The organism is Streptococcus anginosus subsp. whileyi MAS624, assembly GCF_000478925.1.
GTDB classification, from domain to species: Bacteria; Bacillota; Bacilli; order Lactobacillales; family Streptococcaceae; genus Streptococcus; species Streptococcus whileyi.
Map to the genome: position 1 here is coordinate 1 of NZ_AP013072.1, position 18,100 is coordinate 18,100.

The 18,100-nt window shown below is 39.3% G+C and carries 13 protein-coding genes, 1 tRNA gene and 1 pseudogene; 3 read left to right on the top strand and 12 right to left on the bottom strand.

The window, feature by feature from the left end; genetic code table 11:
- The first annotated feature begins 133 nt into the window (after positions 1–133).
- Entirely contained in the window at positions 134–373 is a 240-nt protein-coding gene (locus tag ANG_RS00005) for a hypothetical protein (protein WP_025271517.1), read from the top strand.
- A 25-nt stretch (positions 374–398) separates the two neighbouring features.
- Positions 399–469, top strand: a tRNA-Cys gene (locus ANG_RS00010).
- Between the two features lie 217 nt (positions 470–686).
- Here ANG_RS00010 and nusG read toward each other — a convergent pair.
- The 4 genes from nusG to pbp2a all read right to left on the bottom strand — a co-directional run bounded on the left by nusG (position 687) and on the right by pbp2a (position 3,981).
- Positions 687–1,223 carry a transcription termination/antitermination protein NusG gene (nusG, locus tag ANG_RS00015; RefSeq protein ID WP_003027329.1) on the bottom strand — a complete coding sequence of 179 codons (537 nt, stop codon included), beginning with the start codon at positions 1,221–1,223 and terminating at the stop codon, positions 687–689.
- Positions 1,224–1,373: 150 nt separating this feature from the next.
- Positions 1,374–1,550 (bottom strand): preprotein translocase subunit SecE, encoded by a 177-nt coding sequence (gene secE / locus ANG_RS00020; RefSeq protein WP_003027327.1) that lies wholly within the window; start codon positions 1,548–1,550, stop codon positions 1,374–1,376.
- Between the two features lie 9 nt (positions 1,551–1,559).
- Complete coding sequence (gene rpmG / locus ANG_RS10750; RefSeq protein WP_003027324.1) at positions 1,560–1,712, bottom strand: 50S ribosomal protein L33; 153 nt, start codon at positions 1,710–1,712, stop codon at positions 1,560–1,562.
- A gap of 49 nt (positions 1,713–1,761) precedes the next feature.
- The gene (gene pbp2a, locus ANG_RS00025; RefSeq protein WP_003036962.1) at positions 1,762–3,981 is read right to left on the bottom strand and encodes a penicillin-binding protein PBP2A; all 2,220 of its coding nucleotides are present in this window, start codon (positions 3,979–3,981) and stop codon (positions 1,762–1,764) included.
- Between the two features lie 137 nt (positions 3,982–4,118).
- Between pbp2a and ANG_RS00030 the strand changes: the two genes are divergently transcribed.
- A complete protein-coding gene (locus tag ANG_RS00030) occupies positions 4,119–4,979 on the top strand; it encodes an RluA family pseudouridine synthase (protein ID WP_003037046.1) in 861 nt (286 codons plus the stop codon).
- Between the two features lie 273 nt (positions 4,980–5,252).
- On the opposite strand, the gene ANG_RS00035 is transcribed toward ANG_RS00030, so the two are convergent.
- The 8 genes and pseudogenes from ANG_RS00035 to ANG_RS10645 all read right to left on the bottom strand — a co-directional run bounded on the left by ANG_RS00035 (position 5,253) and on the right by ANG_RS10645 (position 17,941).
- Positions 5,253–5,462, bottom strand: a complete 210-nt coding sequence (locus ANG_RS00035) for a heavy-metal-associated domain-containing protein (RefSeq protein ID WP_003027316.1) — start codon at positions 5,460–5,462, stop codon at positions 5,253–5,255.
- Positions 5,463–5,474: 12 nt separating this feature from the next.
- Positions 5,475–7,727, bottom strand: a complete 2,253-nt coding sequence (locus tag ANG_RS00040) for a heavy metal translocating P-type ATPase (protein ID WP_003037036.1) — start codon at positions 7,725–7,727, stop codon at positions 5,475–5,477.
- Between the two features lie 3 nt (positions 7,728–7,730).
- On the bottom strand, positions 7,731–8,198 hold the full coding sequence (locus ANG_RS00045; protein WP_003036942.1) for a CopY/TcrY family copper transport repressor: 468 nt from the start codon (positions 8,196–8,198) through the stop codon (positions 7,731–7,733).
- Between the two features lie 141 nt (positions 8,199–8,339).
- Complete coding sequence (locus ANG_RS00050) at positions 8,340–9,842, bottom strand: zinc ABC transporter substrate-binding protein AdcA (protein ID WP_025271518.1); 1,503 nt, start codon at positions 9,840–9,842, stop codon at positions 8,340–8,342.
- A 9-nt stretch (positions 9,843–9,851) separates the two neighbouring features.
- Positions 9,852–10,658, bottom strand: a complete 807-nt coding sequence (locus tag ANG_RS00055) for a metal ABC transporter permease (protein ID WP_025271519.1) — start codon at positions 10,656–10,658, stop codon at positions 9,852–9,854.
- A complete protein-coding gene (locus ANG_RS00060) occupies positions 10,651–11,355 on the bottom strand; it encodes a metal ABC transporter ATP-binding protein (protein WP_025271520.1) in 705 nt (234 codons plus the stop codon). The genes ANG_RS00055 and ANG_RS00060 overlap by 8 nt, the downstream gene beginning before the upstream one ends.
- On the bottom strand, positions 11,352–11,795 hold the full coding sequence (locus tag ANG_RS00065; RefSeq protein ID WP_003037039.1) for a zinc-dependent MarR family transcriptional regulator: 444 nt from the start codon (positions 11,793–11,795) through the stop codon (positions 11,352–11,354). The genes ANG_RS00060 and ANG_RS00065 overlap by 4 nt, the downstream gene beginning before the upstream one ends.
- Positions 11,796–12,086: 291 nt before the next feature.
- Positions 12,087–17,941, bottom strand: a pseudogene (locus tag ANG_RS10645) (Spy0128 family protein).
- Positions 17,942–18,100: the final 159 nt, after the last annotated feature.

Sequence of the window (18,100 nt, forward strand, 5' to 3'; positions counted from 1 at the left end):
TGATAGCTGGCAACATTTATTTGTTTTTGTTAAAGAAGTTCCCATAGCCAAAAATACAAACATTTAATTTTAGAAATGTCATATGAATGGATACAATTATTAAAAAAGGAAGCAAGTAACGGGAAATTAACTTATGATTTCTTTACTTTTAGGAAGATGGTGGCTGATATTTTTGAAGTCAGTTGGTTCAGCTAAACAAGTTTATCTTATTGTTACCTTATCTAAAACAAGAAAAACTATCAATCCAACCTTTTCTTCGGCTTATCAAAATGATAATTTCACCACTTTAATGACTAAATTTAATCGGAAAACACTAAAATTTTACAAAGAGAAACCAATCTATACTCTTGACGAAAACGATTTTTTAGGATAAAATAATAAACGTTAATAAACGTTGTGGCGGTATAGCCAAGTGGTAAGGCACGGCTCTGCAAAAGCTTGATCGTCGGTTCAAATCCGTCTACCGCCTTTCAGTACCTAATTTAACAGGAATTAACCGAATGAAAAGCCCGTAAAATCGGGCTTTTTTTGTTTTTTTGTTCGGTTAAATCAAGCAAACTTTAAAAATATTTTGGGGCGAATTTGGGGCAAGTAGTTTTAAAATGAATTTATTATTTTTGATAAAAAAACACAAAAAATGAGCTAAAACCAATAACTATAAAAATTGATTTCTAGCTCACTTTTTATTATAATTCAGCAATTTGGTTTAGATTCACTTCGGCAACTGTATCATTCCCGAATAGCGAAATAATCATTTTAACTTTGTTGTTGTCAATTTCGGTGATTTTACCCGTATAATCTGCAAAAGCGCCGTCAATGATACGTACGGTATCGCCAACTTTCACATCAATATCAAATTCTTGAACGGTTTGTCCCATTGAAATCAAGATTTGGCGAATTTCCTCTTCCAAAAGTGGTGTTGGTTTAGAGCGGTTTCCATGTGAGCCGACAAAGCCTGTTACGTTTGGTGTGTTCCGTACGACAAACCATGCTTCGTCTGTCATCACCATTTCTACCAAGACATAACCTGGGAAACGATTTTCTTCAACTTCTTTGGTTTTCCCGTTTTTCTCCACTTGCACCGTTTGCGTTGGGATTTCCACGCGCAAAATATTTTCCAACATATTATAGGTTTGTGCACGTTGTAAAAGATTTTCTTTTACTTTATTTTCATACCCTGAGTATGTCTGCAAGACAAACCAGCCTTTATCAAAACTGTCCATCGTTCTTCCTTTCCTAAATAAAAAAGCCTGAGGGCTTCGATTTCTTTCTAGCCCTATTATACCACAAAAATAGCAAATGCAATCTTTTTACTGCTATTTTTATAATAAAAGATAAAAGCCTACTTGATAAAACAACAAGCAGGCTAAAATTTAAAAGATATTTAACAATCGTACCAAACCTCTTGTGACAAGTAAGTCAAAAAGATAAATAATGACGACAAAGAAAGCTGTGTATTCCATAACTGAGATAAAATCTACCCAGCTTTGCTTTCTAGTTGGCCAAGTTGTATCTTTTAATACTTGAAATGTATCTTTAATGAATTTCACAACTTTCTCCTATCTAGTTTCTTTATGAATCGTGTATTTACTGCAATGTTTACAATATTTATTTACTTCCAGACGTTTTGGTTTTGGCGTACTACTCACTTTGATTGAATAGTTTCTCGATCCACAAACCGTGCACGCCAGACTCGCTTTTTTTAGTGCCATAACGCCTCCATCTTGTTTATTATATCAAGAAAGCCCATTTTTGACAAGTCTATTGGAACCAACTCTTAACCGTGTCCCAAAGATTCTGTGCTTTTTCAGAAATCTTAGCATCGTCAATTGCTTTTTTAGCTTGGTCAACCAAGTTCTTAGCTTTATCCTGCACATCTTTCAAAACATCTGAACGATTGTCACTTTGATTCGTAGTGTTATTTGTACCACTCGTATCAACCGGTGCAATACCATTTTTTGCATAGGCATTTTCATCACCGAACTTCGTACCATTTGTGTACGGTAGGATACTATTTGCCACACTTCGGAAAATAGCTGAAGCTTCATTGGCACTGGTGCCTGTCAGATAATGATTTTCATCTGTCTTTGGAAAACCTAACCACTGACTAATCACCACATCTGGCGTGTAACCAATAACCCATTGGTCTCCTGATAAATCTGGGTTAAAGTCAGTCTCTGTCGTTCCTGTCTTCCCAGCCATGTCATAGCCGTAAGGAGCAGCATAAACACCGGTACCATTGGTAAATGTTCCCAGCATCATACTGGTCATTTTTTCTGTTGTTGAGCGGTTAAGCACTCGCGTTGAAGTTGATTTATGAGTTTTGACTACTTGTCCACTAGCATTTTCGATTTTGGTAATCAAATGAGCATCATTCATAACACCATTATTGGCAAAAGTCGAGTAGGCTTGTGCCATTTGTAGCGGATTGGTTGTTACGCCACTGCCGAGAGCCACCCCAAGAGTCTGATCCACTTTATCCATATTCAAGCCAAATTTTTTACCATATTCAAAAACTTTTTTCAGTCCCAATTCATTAGCAGCAGCAACCGCTGGAATATTTAAGGATTGCGCTAAAGCCTGATACATTGGCACAGTCGGACTGGATTGAATCCCACCATAGTTATTCACGGTATAATTTCCATACGTTGTTGTACTATTATCCAATTCTTTATTGATGGACCAACCTGCTGCAACTGCAGGGCTGTAAACCGCCAAGGGCTTAATAGTCGAGCCAGGACTTCTTGAAGATTGTGTGGCATAGTTAAAACTTCTGAAATTGGCACTGGTACTATTGATTTGCCCAACAAGTGCGCGAACACCTCCCGTTTTAGGATCAAGCGCTACGCTACCCGATTGGGCTCTGGTGCCGTCTGCTGCTTGCGGGAATAAATCTTCGCGATCATAGATGACTTGCATGCTAGCTTGGTAATTTTGGTCTAGCTCTGTGTAAATACGGTAGCCGTTATTGACAATATCAGCTTCTGTTAAGCCATAATCTCGAACTGCTTCATTGATAACCGCATCAAAGTAAGACGGATAACGATAATCTGCTGATTTTCCTGTGTAAGCATCTACCAATTGACTGCCCAAACCATTTGCTGCTGCTTGGTTCGCAGTATTTTGACTGATATAACCTGCTGCTGCCATATTTTGCAGAACGGTATTGCGCCGATTGGTTGCATTTTTGATAGAAGCAAGCGGATTATATAGTTCCGGTCCTTTAAGCATTCCTGCTAAGGTAGCTGCTTGATCTAGTGTCAGTTGGCTAGCAGATACTCCGAAATACTTTTTAGAGGCATCTTCTACGCCCCATACACCATTTCCAAAGTAAGAATTGTTGAGGTACATGGTGAGAATCTGATTCTTACTATATTTCTTGGTTAATTCCAAGGCAAGGAAAAATTCCTTTGCTTTCCGCTCAATAGTCTGATCCTGAGATAGGTAAGCATTTTTGGCTAATTGCTGCGTAATGGTGGATCCACCGCCAGAACGTCCCGCAGTCAAAATCGCCATGATAAAACGACCGTAGTTAATCCCACTATTTTTATAAAAAGAACGGTCTTCTGTCGCAATGACGGCATGTTGTAAGTTCGGGCTAATCTGGGACAATTCTACGTAAGTTCCCTTTTGCCCTGACAAACTTCCAGCTTTTTTGCCGTCCTTATCATAAATAGATGTCGTTGCTTTCAAAGCATTCTGCAAATCATTCACATTAGTAGATTTGGCAACATAAAAGAGATAACCTCCTGTCACCAAGCCAAAACCAAGTCCCAGAATCAAAACAATCTTCGTCAGGTGATAGCGACGCCAAAATCGACGAAATGGATGCTGAGAAATTGGCTTTTTTCGGCTTTTTCCAGACCGGCTCAAATGTGGCTCAGATTCTTCAACTTCTGTCACCTCTTGATGCTTGCGCTCAGGACTGTCCTTTTTAAAATGATTCACTATTTTTTCAAATAATTCATTTAATTTTTTCATATCCTTATTCTATCACCTTCTCCATATCCAGACAAGAAGAGACCTCTTATCAAGCGTTTCGTTTAGAAAACTTTAAGAAATTGTTCAAGAGTTAGCTGACTATTTGCAATCATCTACTATTTTGTTACAATAACTATATGCAATTTACGATTACGATTCCACAAGGTTTGCCAGAGATGACAGTCAAAGAGCTGCTGGAAGAACATTTTTTGATTCCACGAAAGATTCGCCATTTTCTGCGCATTAAAAAACACGTCCTTGTAAACCAACAACCCATTAACTGGCAAAGTCGGATTCATCCAGCTGATGCGATTGCTTTAATCTTTGACGAAGAAGATTATCCAGAAAAGTCTATTTTAATGGGCAAAGCTAATCTTGTGGAAGAATTATACCAAGATGAACACATCATCATTGTCAACAAGCCCGAAGGTATGAAAACACATGCCAATGAACCGACAGAGCTGGCGCTTTTAAATCATGTCTCTGCTTATGTTGGAAATACTTGCTATGTCGTTCATCGCTTAGACAAGGAAACAAGCGGAGCTGTTCTTTTTGCGAAAAATCCTTTTATCTTGCCAATCTTAAATCGATTGCTAGAAAACAAGGAAATTTCGCGTGAATATTGGGCTTTGGTACAAGGAGTATTCCCCAAAAAACGTCAAATCTATACAGATAAAATCGGGCGTGACCGTCACGATCGGCGAAAACGGCTAGTGGATAACAAAAACGGTCAATACGCTGAAACGCAGGTCACTAAGCTCAAAGAAATTGGAAACAAAACACTCGTCAACTGCCAACTTAAAACTGGACGAACTCATCAAATTCGGGTACATCTAGCTCACCACGGATACCCTATCATTGGTGATCCACTGTACAATCTGCAAAATACAGAGCGTCTCATGCTCCATGCTCATCGCTTAACGTTCACACATCCTTTTACACTTGAAAAAATTAGTGTCGAAGCTACCTCTCAAAGTTTTGAAAAAGGATTGATTTAAAAATAAAGGGACTACGAACTAAAAATCAAAAATTTTTAGTTCGTAGTCCCACCCCCGCAAGGGTACTCTTCCGAGCTTGAAAAGCAAACAGCTTTGATACTTGCTTCGCAAGTTTTATCTGCCACCTCAAAGCAGTGCTTTGAGCAATCATAGTGGCTTGCTGTGCAAGGCTGATTTCCCGCCTTCAACAATTCAGTGAATTGTTGAAGCTGCGTTATTCGTTTATTACTAATTCTAATAGAAGCTGGGACACTTTTTGCCCAGCCTCATTTTTTATGCAACAGTAACAACTTTATAAATTGTTTTAGCAAGTGCTGCCTGATAATCTGCTGCGCTGTAAGTGTGATCGGTCGTGACAGTAGCAACCTTTGTATCTAAATCAATTTGGACATCCGATACACCTTCTAATTTTAGGAAGTGCTCAGTGACGTGTTTTACGCAATTTTGACAAGATATATTTTCTAAAGTAACGATTTGTTTCATGAGAAACTCCTTTTATGATTTTATTTTAAAGCGCCGTAAACGCAGTGCATTGGTGACGACAGAAACCGAGCTAAAGCTCATGGCAAGACCGGCTAACATAGGATTGAGCAGCGGACCGCCAAATACATACAGAAGCCCCATTGCAACTGGTATTCCTAGAGTATTGTAGGCAAAGGCCCAGAACAGATTTTTTTTGATATTTTTAATCGTAGCTTGACTGAGGCGAATGGCTGTCACCACATCTAAAAGGTCGCTGTGCATCAAAACAATATCGGCTGAGTCAATAGCCACATCCGTTCCAGAACCAATCGCAATCCCGACTTCAGCTTGCACCAGAGCAGGTGCATCATTGATCCCGTCACCCACCATGGCAACCTTTTTCCCCTGCGCTTGCAAATTCTTGACGATATCTGCTTTGCCGTCTGGAAATACTCCTGCAATGACTTGATTGACACCAGCTTCTCTTGCAATGGCTTGAGCTGTTTCCTCACGGTCTCCTGTCAGCATCACCACTTCTAAGCCCATTTTTTGCAATTCAGCAATAGCTTTCCGGCTATTTTTTTTGATTTGGTCAGCGACTGCTATCATCCCCACCAGTTGTCTATCCAAAGCGACAAACATAGTCGTCTTTCCTTGATGCGATAAGGAAATCAAGTCAGAGATATATTCTCCGAGCTCGACTTGGTATTGTCTCATTAAGTTTTCATTCCCAATTAGAATTTCTTGAGCTTTTACTTGAGCTATAATCCCTTTACCTGAAATCGCTTGAAAATCTGTTACCGATGCTAATGGTATAGCTTCCGCTTGAGCAGCTTCCAAAATTGCCACCGCCAATGGATGTTCTGAATGTTGCTCACTACTTGCAAGCAAATGCAGCAATTCTTCCCGTGTGACATCACCAAAAGTCAACACATCCGTCAAACTTGGCTTCCCTTCGGTAATCGTACCTGTCTTATCCAGAACAATAACATCTACCAAATGAGCCGCTTCAAGAGCTTCCCCAGACTTAATCAAGACACCATTTTCAGCTCCTTTTCCCGTACCTACCATAATAGCCGTCGGAGTAGCTAAGCCAAGCGCACAAGGACAAGCAATGACCAACACCGCAATAAAGATAGAAAGTGAGAATTGCAAACTCTCTCCCGCCAGAAAGTACCACAACAGAGCTGCTAAAACTGCCAAGCCTAAGACAATTGGTACAAAGTAAAGCGAGATTTTATCTGTCATAGCCGCAATAGGCGCTTTTGACCCTTGCGCTTCCTCTACCAAATGAACAATCTGAGCTAAAGTCGTGTCTGAACTGACTTTGGTTGCTTTATAATCAATAGAACCCGTTTGATTCATAGTGGCACTCGTAATCACATCTTCGACATTTTTTTCGACAGGAACGCTTTCACCTGTCATCATGGACTCATCCACATAGGTTTGTCCAGAGATAACCACACCGTCTACTGGCATACGTTCTCCCGGTTTGATCCGCACAATATCTCCAACCTTGATGTCTTCTGTATCAATTGTGACGACTTCGCCATAGCGAATAACGATCGCTTGGTCGGGTACCAAACTCATCAAACTTTGAATCGCTTGTGAGGTTCGACCCTTGGCATTGGCTTCCAGATATTTCCCCAGTAAAACAAGAGTGATAATCACACCAACTGATTCAAAATACAACTGGTGTACAAAAGTATGATGCCCCAGCAAAACTTGAACGACCGAGTACAAACTATACAGAAAGGCTGCACTCGTTCCTACAGCAATCAAACTATCCATGTTCGGATGCCGTTTTGCCAAATTCCGAAAACCACGTACATAAAAACCGCGGCCAACCCAAATCGCTGGCAAAGTAAGGAAAAATTGCGCCAATACAAAGACAATGGGATGCGTCATGTGATCTAAAAAGGAGGGTAACGGCAAGCCAATCATGCTCCCCATTGAAATATAGAGGAGTGGCACGGTCGCTCCTGCCGCAAACCAAATCTGACGCGCCATTTTGCGCACGTTTTCTTGCTTTTCCGCGACTTGCTTCGCATAATCAGACTGCCTTTGTTCTCCCTTTTCTGTCGCTTGGTAGCCCGCTTCTTTCACAGCGTCTAAGACTTGCTCGCTTGCAAATCCTTCTTTGGGAAAAACTGTCAATTTTTCCGTCGCCAAGTTCACCGTGGCTTCTTCTACTGTTGACAAATCGTTGACGACCATTTCAATGGTCATCGCGCAAGCTGCACAGGTCATGCCGGATAATTTATACTCTTTTTTGTCTTTTTCCATTTCTTACTCCGCCATTTTTGATTGATTCGTGTCATCTTGACAATGCGCGCCACAAGTACATTGACCTGGTGGACAATTGCACTGAATCGTCTCCGGCGCTTGAACTTGCTTTTCTTTTACAACATCCAAAATTCGGGACAAATCCATTTGACTGAATTGATTGCTTTCTAGTATTGAAATCACTAAATCACCATGCTTGGTATTGCACATATTGTCAAGTAAGGTTCGCCAACTATTTTCCAAATGCTCATCTTCTAAGATCAGAGCATCATAGTAAAATTTCCCCTCAATCTTTTCCATTGAAATAAACTCTTTGGTTTTCAGACGATTCAGCAAGGTTTTGACGGTAGCCGGTTTCCAATCAAAATCAGCTTCTAAGCGCTCTACCACTTCGGTGCTCCGGCTATGAGGATAGGCCCACAAAACACGCATAACTTGCCATTCTGCCTGACTAATATTTTGTTGTTCCATTTTGTTTCATCTCTTTTCTGATTACGATTGTAATTTTTTATTCTTTTATAGTTTACATCTGTAATCAACAATTGTCAAGCAAAAAATCGAGAAGATTGCTCAACTCGATTTTTCTCTTTCTGTATAGAAATTGTGTCTTTATCAATGCGCAAGCATTTCTTGGGCGATTTCTTGTCCACTCAGCTTAGTTGGGTAGTAAGTTGGCCAATTTTCTAATTCGTTGAAAAGTGCTTCTTGGCTTTCACCACCATAGAAGATATGGAAGTGTGCTGCTTTCGTTGGTGCAATATTATGGTCGCTGAATTGCACATATTTATATTTTCCAGCATCTTTATCCGTTGTTTCAAACATGAAACGCACACCACGATTGCCTTTAGAATAAGTCAATGTATGCTTACCAACGTATTTGTAAGTAAATTTTTTCTTTTGTCCGTTGACTACAAATTCCATAGTCTTATCTGTGATATTGATATGAGACACATCTGTCTTATAGCCTTTTTCATAATACGCTTTGTACTCAGCAGCTGTCATCTTACCGCTTAATTTTGCTTTGTAATCAAAGACTTGGTCTAAAGTTCCATCTTGCAAATATGGATAAACGGATTGCCATTGACCTGCATAGTCAGACAACGTACGGTCTTTAACAGCACTATCTTCAAAGTAGCCATTTTGTACAGTCTTTGTATTTTTTTCTTTTTCAGCAGAAATTTCAGCGCCTGCTTGGTCAGTTGTCTTCTTCAAGGCTTTCAAGTTGGACTTCATGATTGAAATGTAGTCTGCCCCATCTTTTGTTTGCTTTTCAGTCAAACTTTCAAGCGGATTAAGGACATCTAACTTCACACCTGTTTCTTTTGCCAATGTAGAAGCCAATGCTTGAGAAGCATTTTCTTCAAAATAGATATACTTAATATTGTTTTTCTTAATATATTTTGTCAATTCAGCCAAACGCGCTGCTGAAGGCTCACTATCTGGTGAAAGCCCTGAAATAGGAACTTGTTTCAAACCATAATCCAATGCAAGATATCGAAAAGCAGCATGTTGCGTCACAAAACTTTTTTGTTTTGCATTTGCTAAACCAGTTGCATATTCTTTATCCAGAGTTTCTAATTTCTTAATGTAAGTTGCTGCGTTCTTTTGGAAAGTTGCTTTCTTATCTGGATAGCGTTTACTTAAGCTGTCACGAATATTTTCCACCATTTTAATAGCACGTTTTGGTGATAACCATACATGAGGATCGTATTCATGATGATGTCCTTCTTTACCATGATCATGATCTCCTTCCTCTTCTGTACCAGGCAGTAGCAACATCTTCCCAGTCGCCTTCACCACATTCACTTTACCTTTTTTCAAGGTTTTAAGCAATTTTGGCACCCAAGTTTCCATGTTTTCATTTTCATAAACGAAAGTATCTGCATCTTGAATCGTTGCAACCGCCTTAGCAGAAGGTTCATATTCATGTGGTTCTGTCCCTGCACCAATCAGCAACTTAACATTGGCAGTATCACCTGTCACTTGATTAGTAAACTCATAAACTGGATAAAATGTTGTCACAACATTTAGCTTCCCATTTGCGCTTTTTTGATTGGAACAAGCCACTAAAAAGATGCTCAGTAAACTTGCTACTAATAGACCAATTTTCTTCATTTCTTACTCCTATTTGATAAATTTTTTCAATAAATTTACTAGTAAAAATACGCCGACAAAAATAATGGTAATACTTGCACTGGCTGGCGTTTCTGCATAATACGAAATATACAAACCAGCAATCATACCTAAGAAGCCGATGATATTTGCCAACAAGATAACAGTTTTAAAGTTCTTCCCCAACCGCAAAGCAATACTTGCCGGCAACACCATAATGGTTGATACCAGCAAGGCACCTGCCGCTGGAATCATGAGGGCAATGGCAACACCTGTCACAATGTTAAACAGAATAGACATGGTACGAACAGGCAGTCCGTCCACAAAAGCTGTATCCTCATCAAAGGTCAAAATATACATTGGTCGAATGAAGAGAAAAGTCAACACAAGTACGATTGCCGCAATAATAAAGAGTGAAATCACCTGCTCCGTACTAATCGTGACAATAGAGCCAAATAAATACTGATCCAAACTCATAGAACTGGAACTCTTGCCCCTACTCATCACAATCAAAGCAATGGCAAGTCCTGTAGACATCAGAATTGCCGTTCCGATTTCCATAAAATTCTTGTAGATTGTCCGCAGGTATTCTAAGAAGACTGCCGCAATCATCACAATAATGACAGTTGAAATCGTAGGTGAGATGCCTAGCACCAAGCCAAAAGCAACCCCCGAAAGCGACACGTGGCTGAGCGTATCACTCATCAAACTCTGACGACGTAAAATCAAGAAAGTTCCTAAAACCGGCGAAAACAGACTCATAGCAATCACTGCTAGAAAAGCCCGCTGCATAAAGTCATAAGACAATAAATTAAACATGGCTCACCTCCTGATCACTCTCGTGAACATTGAAGCACCGCCATGGCGAATCTTGATTTCGCACCAAATGAATATTGCGGTCCGCATATTTTCTAACTTCCTCTGGATCATGCGTAATCATCAGCACAGCCTTGCCGTGCCGATGCGCACTATGGTGCAGCAAATCATAAAATTCATCCTTGCTACCAGCATCCATCCCCGTTGTCGGCTCATCCAAGACAAAAACATCCGGATCCGAAGCAAACATGCGCGCAATGACCGCCCGCTGCTTTTGCCCACCCGAAAGCGAGCCAATCCGCTTGTCTCGATGTTCCCACATGCCAACGGCGTCCAGACTGACCTTGATATGTTCTTCATCATGCGCATTCAAACGACGAAACCATCCTTTACGCGGATACCGACCTGATTTAACAAATTCATAGACGGTGCTTGGAAAACTCGCATTAAAACTAGCGATTTGCTGCGGCAGATAAGCAATCCGCAACTTCTTGCCAGCTGTATTCGTCTTAGAAATCGTCACCTTACCAAATCGAGGCTGCAAAATCCCAAGACTAGCCTTGATCAAGGTCGTTTTTGCTGCTCCATTTTCACCTGTCAAAGTCACAAACTCACCACTATCCACATAATAGTTAATATGCTCCAACACAGGCTCCTTATCATAATAGAAGGACAAATCTTCAACCGTGATATATCTCATTTTCCGATTTCTCCTACTAAGGTTTCCAAGAATTTTTGAATGGTAGCTTGCTCATTAGGAGTGTATTGATTGGCGATTTTTTCGTAAATTTCCAATGTATGCTGATGATGATGATGATGCTCCGCGGCAACTGGCTTCGCTAATTCTGTCAACCGATAAAAAATAACACGCGCATCTTTCTGATCCTTGAAGGGTTCCAGCATTTCTTGTTTGATGAGCGATTTGATAGCCTTTGTTACAGCTGCTTGACTGACGTTTAAGCGCTTCGCCAACTCTGAGTTTGTCAACGACTCCTCAGACAGCAACATCAAGATGTGCTCTTGAGTATTAGTCAAAGGCATTCCATTTGTACAAGAACCAATCAAAATCTCATGCTGATTCTCGGCTTTTAAAATGATTTCATTTAAGAAATGATCCATTTCATGTGCTAATTGACTCATGTTGCTCCTTTTCTGATTAACCAGTTAATTCTTTACTAGTTAAGTATATCATAAAGAAAAAAAGAGTCAAGTGAAAATTTCAGCATAGTTTCCACGAAAAGGATTAAGTATTCTCTAAATTTTTGTATAACTTTTCTAAGTCCATTTTCTCTAGGAAACAGCTCTTCCTTTTTCTTTTCACATTCTATGCTCTAGGCATCAAAAAGGGGATCTAAAGAGCCCCCATTTCAGAGGAGAATGCTCTCTAGATTCCCAATTTAAACTTATTATTTTTCTGAAGTCTTGATTTTATCAAGATTTCTTCTTGATGAGATAAACTGCACCGACCAAAACAATCAAACCAATGAAAATAGCTACTGTCTGAATGACCGTACCTGTCTTAGGTAAATCTCTCTTCGGTGGAGTATAGCGATTTTCAAATGTCTGTATGTTCTTATCATAACTTACTTTGGCAACCAAATGACCATTGCTATCATCTGTGACGGTGACAGTCACCTTAATCACTTTCTTATCGTAAATGATCCCTTGAAGTTTTGTATTCTTCTCGGTGATTGTGTAATGGTAAGTACCTGTCGCTTTGTATTCAAGAGCATCAAACTTAATGGATCCATCCGCTGTATTTTTCTTAGTTTGGAGTACTCGACCTTTTTCATCCTTCAATACAAATTCAAATTCATTTGCTTTTAAGGCACGGCCGATCAATTTCTTGGTCACTCCAATAGTAGCAGTGACTGGATCTGGTGTATAAGTATTTTTGAAGACACGATCTTCTGTATCATAAGATACAGTCGCTTCCAGTTTTCCTGCGCCATCATCAGTCACAGTAACGGTTGCCTTGATCACTTTGGTGTCATATTTCACACCGCCGAGCTTCGTATCTTTTTCGGTGATCGTGTATTGATAAGTACCAACTGCTGTATAAGTCAGTTTCTTAAAGCTAACTTTACCATCCTTATCATTTGTCACCGTTTCAAGCACTTCATCCTTAGCATTTTTCAGTTCAAAACTGAATTCACCAGCTTTAAGGTCACGGCCGGTTAATTGTTTGTTAGCTGAAAGCTGAGCAGTCGTTGGAGCAGCTTGGTATTGGTTCGTAAAGGTTTGGTCGTTCTGTTCATAGGCAACTTGTGCTACCAATTGACCTTGACCATTATCTGTTACGGTTACGGTTGCTTTAATCACTTTGGTGTCATATTTTACACTACCTAAGTTATTGTCTTTCTCTTTGATGGTGTAATGATAAGTACCGGCTTTCGTGTACTCAATGGTGTCGAAAGTGACACTACCGTCTTGAGCATTCTTCTTGCTTTGAGTAACTTTATCATCTTGGCCTTTCAATTCAAACTCAAACTCGCCATCTTTCAAAGCACGACCTGTCAAGGCTTTCTTAACAGAGAGTTGTGCGTTTGTTTTAGCAGCGGAATAAGTGTTCTTGAAGGTCTGATCATCTTTTTCATAAGCAACTTTTGTTACTAAGCGGCCTTGACCATCGTCTGTAACAGTGACTGTCGCTTTGATCACTTTGGTGTCATATTTCACACCACCGAGTTTCGTATCTTTTTCGGTGATGGTGTAGTGATAAGTACCTACCTTAGTATACTCAATGGTATCAAAAGTGACGCTACCATCTTGTGCATTTGTCTTCGTTTGGCGAACTTGATCGTCTGTACCAGTCAGTTCAAATTCAAATTCCCCTTCTTTGAGGTTACGACCTTCTAATAGCTTCTTAGCAGAAAGTGTCGCAGTGGCTTTATCTGCTGAATAAGTATTCGTGAAGGTGTTTTGGTTGTTTTCATAAGCAACTGTTGTATGTAGTTGACCTTTACCATCATCCGTGACAGTGACTGTTGCTTTGATTACTTTGGTGTCATATTTCACACCGCCTAAAGCACCAGCTTGTTCTTTAATGGTATAAGTATAAGTTCCAGCTGTTTTGAATGTCAACTCTTTAAATGAAATCTTACCATCTTTAGCGTTCTTAACGGTATCCACCACTTTACCGTTTGGATCAATCAAGTCAAAGGCAAATTCATTCGCTTTCAATTCGCGACCAGTTAGCACTTTGTTCGCTTCTAATGTCGCAGTTGTTTCCTTAGCAAGGTAAGTATTGCGGAAGGTTGGATTAGCTGTATCGTAAGATACTTGGGCAACTAACTGACCATTGCCATCATCAGTGACTTTTACAGTCGCCTTGATTTCTTTCTTGTCGTAAGTTACACCGCCTAAGCCATTGTCTTTCTCTTTGATGGTGTAATGATAAGTTCCGACTTTTGTATAGTCAATCGCATCAAAAGTAACACGACCGTCTGCTGCATTTTTCTTCATCTGACGAACATTGTCATCCGATCCAGCTAATTCAAATTCAAACTCTTGATCGTTTAATGCACGACCTGTCAGTTCTTTGGTCACGCTTAGTTGTGCACTAACCTTTTGACTAGAGTAGGTATTGTTGAAAGTTTGGTCATTGTTTTCATAGGTTACTTTTGAAACAAGCTGACCTTTACCATTATCAGTGACTTCAACTGTTACCTTGATGGTCTTGGTGTCGTAAGTCACACCACCCAATCCTGTGTTTTTCTCTGTAATGGTGTACTTGTGGGTACCAACAGTTTGATACTTGATTGCATCAAATTGAACCTTACCAGCTTTATCATTCTTCTTGGTTTGAAGAACATCTGCCTTGCCATCTTCTTTCAGATCAAAACTAAACTCGCCATCCTTCAAAGTACGTCCGGTTAATTTCTTCGTGACAGAGAAAGTAGCATCGGTACCTTTGGCAGTATATTTATTTGTAAAGCTTTGTTTAGAAATTTTATTCTTACCGCTCTCGTCAAGACCGAGGTAGACGATATTGTAAATCAACTGTCCATCATCTTCTTGTTGAACACGAATGGTAACTCTAATTGGTTGTTTATCGTAGCCAACACCTGGAACCTTACCAGCTTTCTCTTTGATAAGGTAGTTGTAAAGACCAGTCTTGGTGAACTTAAGAGCTTTGAAAGGAATCGTACCATCCGCTTTATTTTTAACTGTTTGAAGTAGCTTGTTTTGTCCATCGTATAATTCAAACTCAAACTCGTCATCTTGTAGATTTCGACCCGTTAAGGCTTTTGTCACCTGCAGTGGCACTGTGATTTCTTTTGGTGTGAACGTATTCTTAAAGTTCTTTTTACCACCGTCATAAGTCACAGTAGTACTTAGCTTCCCTTTACCATCATCCGTTACTTTAACTGTGACTTTGACTTTGCTCGAGTCATAAGTAACTCCTGTCAGACCATTATTTTTTTCTGTAATGGTGTAGTGGTACTCACCTGCCTTGTCGTAGTTAATAGCTTGGAACTGAACTTTTCCTTGGGCATCATTTTTAGCCGTTTGAAGAACATCTGGCTTACCATCTTCCTTCAACTCAAACTCAAACTCTTGCGCTTTCAGTTTGCGACCCGTTAACTCCTTGGTTACATCGAAGGTTGCAGAAGTAGCTTGAGTGGTGTAGGTGTTGTTGAAGGTAGTGTCGTTTTTTTCATAGACAATTTCAGAATGTAGTTTTCCTTTGCCGTCATCTGTAATTTTGACAGTAGCTTTTACTTCTTTCGGATCATAAGTAATGCCACCTAACTGACCTTTTTCTCTGTAATGGTGTAGTGGTACTCACCTGCCTTGTCGTAGTTAATAACTTGGAACTGAACTTTTCCTTGGGCATCATTTTTAGCCGTTTGAAGAACATCTGGCTTACCATCTTCCTTCAACTCAAACTCAAACTCGTCTTTTTGTAGCTGACGACCTGTCAGAACTTTGTTCACTTCTAATCGAGCGAAAGTCTTTCCTGGAGTATAGCGATTCTCAAAAGTTGGGTTTTTAGTCTCCTCACCAGCTTTCGAATAAGTGATCTTTGTAACTTCAAGCTTTCCTCCCTCATCTTCGACAGTTACAGTTGCCGAGATAAGATTCGGTTCATATTCAACTCCTGGAACATCACCAGCCTTTTCACTAATGGTATAATGATAGATTCCTGCTTTTGTATATTCAAGCTCTTTGAATTGAACCTTACCATCAGCCGCATTTTTTACAGTTTGGAGAACTTGTCCATTTTCTTTTAAGTCAAACTCAAATTCATTTTTTTGAAGTTTGCGACCAATTAATTTCTTAGTTACAGAAAGTTTTGTGCTTGTCTTCTCTGGAAGGTAATAGTTTGTGAACTTATTCTTTTCTTCTCTACCACCTTGGCCATCAATACCTTCATACTTGACAGTTGACACTAACTTACCAGACGCATCTCTTGAAATAACCACTGTCACATAGATATCGTTCGGATCATAATTAATCCCTTTTTCAGGGTTTACTTTGCGTTTTTCAGAAATAATGTACTTATGCGTACCTTCTTCAGTATAGTTAATTGGATCAAATGTTACTTTACCGTTGACATCATTTGTTTTTGTTTGAATTGGATTTTGGTCTCCCTCTTTCTTCAATTCAAATTCAAATTCTCTATCTTTAAGTTTCCGACCAATTAATTCTTTCTCAATTTGTAATTGTGTAGATACTTTTTCAATTTTTTTATTGACGATATCTTTTGTTATGGATTTAGTTGTTCCAAAGTCTTCAGGTTTAACCTTAATTTCTTTGCCTGTTAACCGATAACCATCCGGCGCTTTAATTTCTTTAATAGTATAATTGTCTTTCAGCAAATTAGGAATCGTGACTTTTCCTGTACTATCCGTAGTGAAGTCTCCTACAACCGCACCATTCCGATCACGTGTCACTCTAAAGACTGCTCCTGCCAAAGATGCTCCAGAGGTTTCATCTTTTCTATGCAAGGTTATAGAATAAACATAGCCTTCTGCACTTCCACCCGCCTCTAGATACATGTTTGGGCGAATCGTTTCTACAATTTTAGTTTGACTTGACCAAAGAGTCGCAGTATTTTTAATAATTTCACCATTTTGTAATTTATAGTTTGGCTTCGCATTATAGATAACATGGTAGCCTTCACCAGCTTTTATATCACCTAACCTGATAGAAAATGATGAATCAGATAGAAACTCTACTGTAAATTGACTTGTAACATCAGTTCTGTTTTGCAAAACCCAACGATTGTTTTCAATAACCCATTTCCCTTTGTAAATTTTAAAACTATTTCTAATATAGGAAATTTTCGGTGTTGTTAAAATATCAGTTACTTTTGCATCCGGAACTTCTTTTCCTGACTGATTTACAGTGATATCATAAGTGATAGTATTGTCTGGTTTAAAATTACCTACTTTTGTCAAATCTTTTTGTGATGGCGGATTTGGACCTCCAAATTCTGGTTCTCCCACCTTAATCACTTTTCGATTAACTGCAATTTCGATTGGAACTTTTTTCTTTTCCTTTACGATATGATGATTAACATAAGTATAAAAATAAAAGCTACCAGAAACATCTGATTTGTTTTCAACATACTTTGTATAGGTCAACTTTAATAGTCGATTCTCTGGATCAATAGTTGCACGAGCTACAACTTGACCATCTTTATCTTTAATATCAAAATTAGGAGTTGACACCAAAACCAGATTTTCTGAAATCTTGAATGTTGTATAATCCCCTTCATGCACATCGTTATTTGGCAACTTAAACTGACCATCAATTTTAAATTGTTCCCATTGTTGCAATGGCTTGTCTAACGGTTTTCCATTATGATCGGTAATGCTAAATTTCGTAATCGCATCTATTTCTTTAGGGGCTCTTTGAGTTTTAGGAGCTGCTTGGGTATCTTTAGTATCTTTAGCAGCAGGTGGAGCTCCTGGCTGAGTCTCACTCTTTTCCTCTACCTTACTAGCTTTTTGTGAAGATGTCTCCTCTTTTACTTGGCTAGCATCAGAGCTTTCTTCTTTTGAGGTGCTTGGCTTATTTTCCTGCTCATTTGAATTAGCTTCCGCTTTATTCTCAGTAGCAGGCTGCTGCCCCTGACTAGAACTAGTATCTGCTGTCTTTTGCGTTGACTCAGTAGGAGACGTTGGCTGTTCAGTCGTTCCTGTTTTCGGAGATGACTGAGTTGTCACTGTAGAAGATTGATTCGACAATGTCTGAGCAACCGCACTAGCTGGTGATAAGATTGTTGAAGCCAGCAATAATGCAACCCCAACAAGATTCATCGCTTTTTTAATCATGACGATTTCCTTTCTATGGTTTTTCAGGACTTTGTACAAAAGTACAAAACTCCACTAATACCATTATATCAACCACCTTATAGTCCTTTCAATCAAAATGCTCTATATTTTAGTTCTATTTCTTGACAAACTGTAAAGTTTTAAACACCCTATTGATAT

Bases quoted from the DNA above. Each gene is read 5' to 3' on its own strand.
- ANG_RS00050 (WP_025271518.1), bottom strand. From the start codon at position 9,842: ATGAAGAAAATTGGTCTATTAGTAGCAAGTTTACTGAGCATCTTTTTA.
- ANG_RS00060 (WP_025271520.1), bottom strand. From the start codon at position 11,355: ATGAGATATATCACGGTTGAAGATTTGTCCTTCTATTATGATAAGGAG.
- pbp2a (WP_003036962.1), bottom strand. From the start codon at position 3,981: ATGAAAAAATTAAATGAATTATTTGAAAAAATAGTGAATCATTTTAAA.
- rpmG (WP_003027324.1), bottom strand. From the start codon at position 1,712: ATGGCACTAAAAAAAGCGAGTCTGGCGTGCACGGTTTGTGGATCGAGA.
- nusG (WP_003027329.1), bottom strand. From the start codon at position 1,223: ATGGACAGTTTTGATAAAGGCTGGTTTGTCTTGCAGACATACTCAGGG.
- ANG_RS00045 (WP_003036942.1), bottom strand. From the start codon at position 8,198: ATGGAACAACAAAATATTAGTCAGGCAGAATGGCAAGTTATGCGTGTT.
- ANG_RS00040 (WP_003037036.1), bottom strand. From the start codon at position 7,727: ATGGAAAAAGACAAAAAAGAGTATAAATTATCCGGCATGACCTGTGCA.
- ANG_RS00005 (WP_025271517.1), top strand. From the start codon at position 134: ATGATTTCTTTACTTTTAGGAAGATGGTGGCTGATATTTTTGAAGTCA.
- ANG_RS00065 (WP_003037039.1), bottom strand. From the start codon at position 11,795: ATGAGTCAATTAGCACATGAAATGGATCATTTCTTAAATGAAATCATT.
- ANG_RS00035 (WP_003027316.1), bottom strand. From the start codon at position 5,462: ATGAAACAAATCGTTACTTTAGAAAATATATCTTGTCAAAATTGCGTA.
- ANG_RS00055 (WP_025271519.1), bottom strand. From the start codon at position 10,658: ATGTTTAATTTATTGTCTTATGACTTTATGCAGCGGGCTTTTCTAGCA.
- ANG_RS00030 (WP_003037046.1), top strand. From the start codon at position 4,119: ATGCAATTTACGATTACGATTCCACAAGGTTTGCCAGAGATGACAGTC.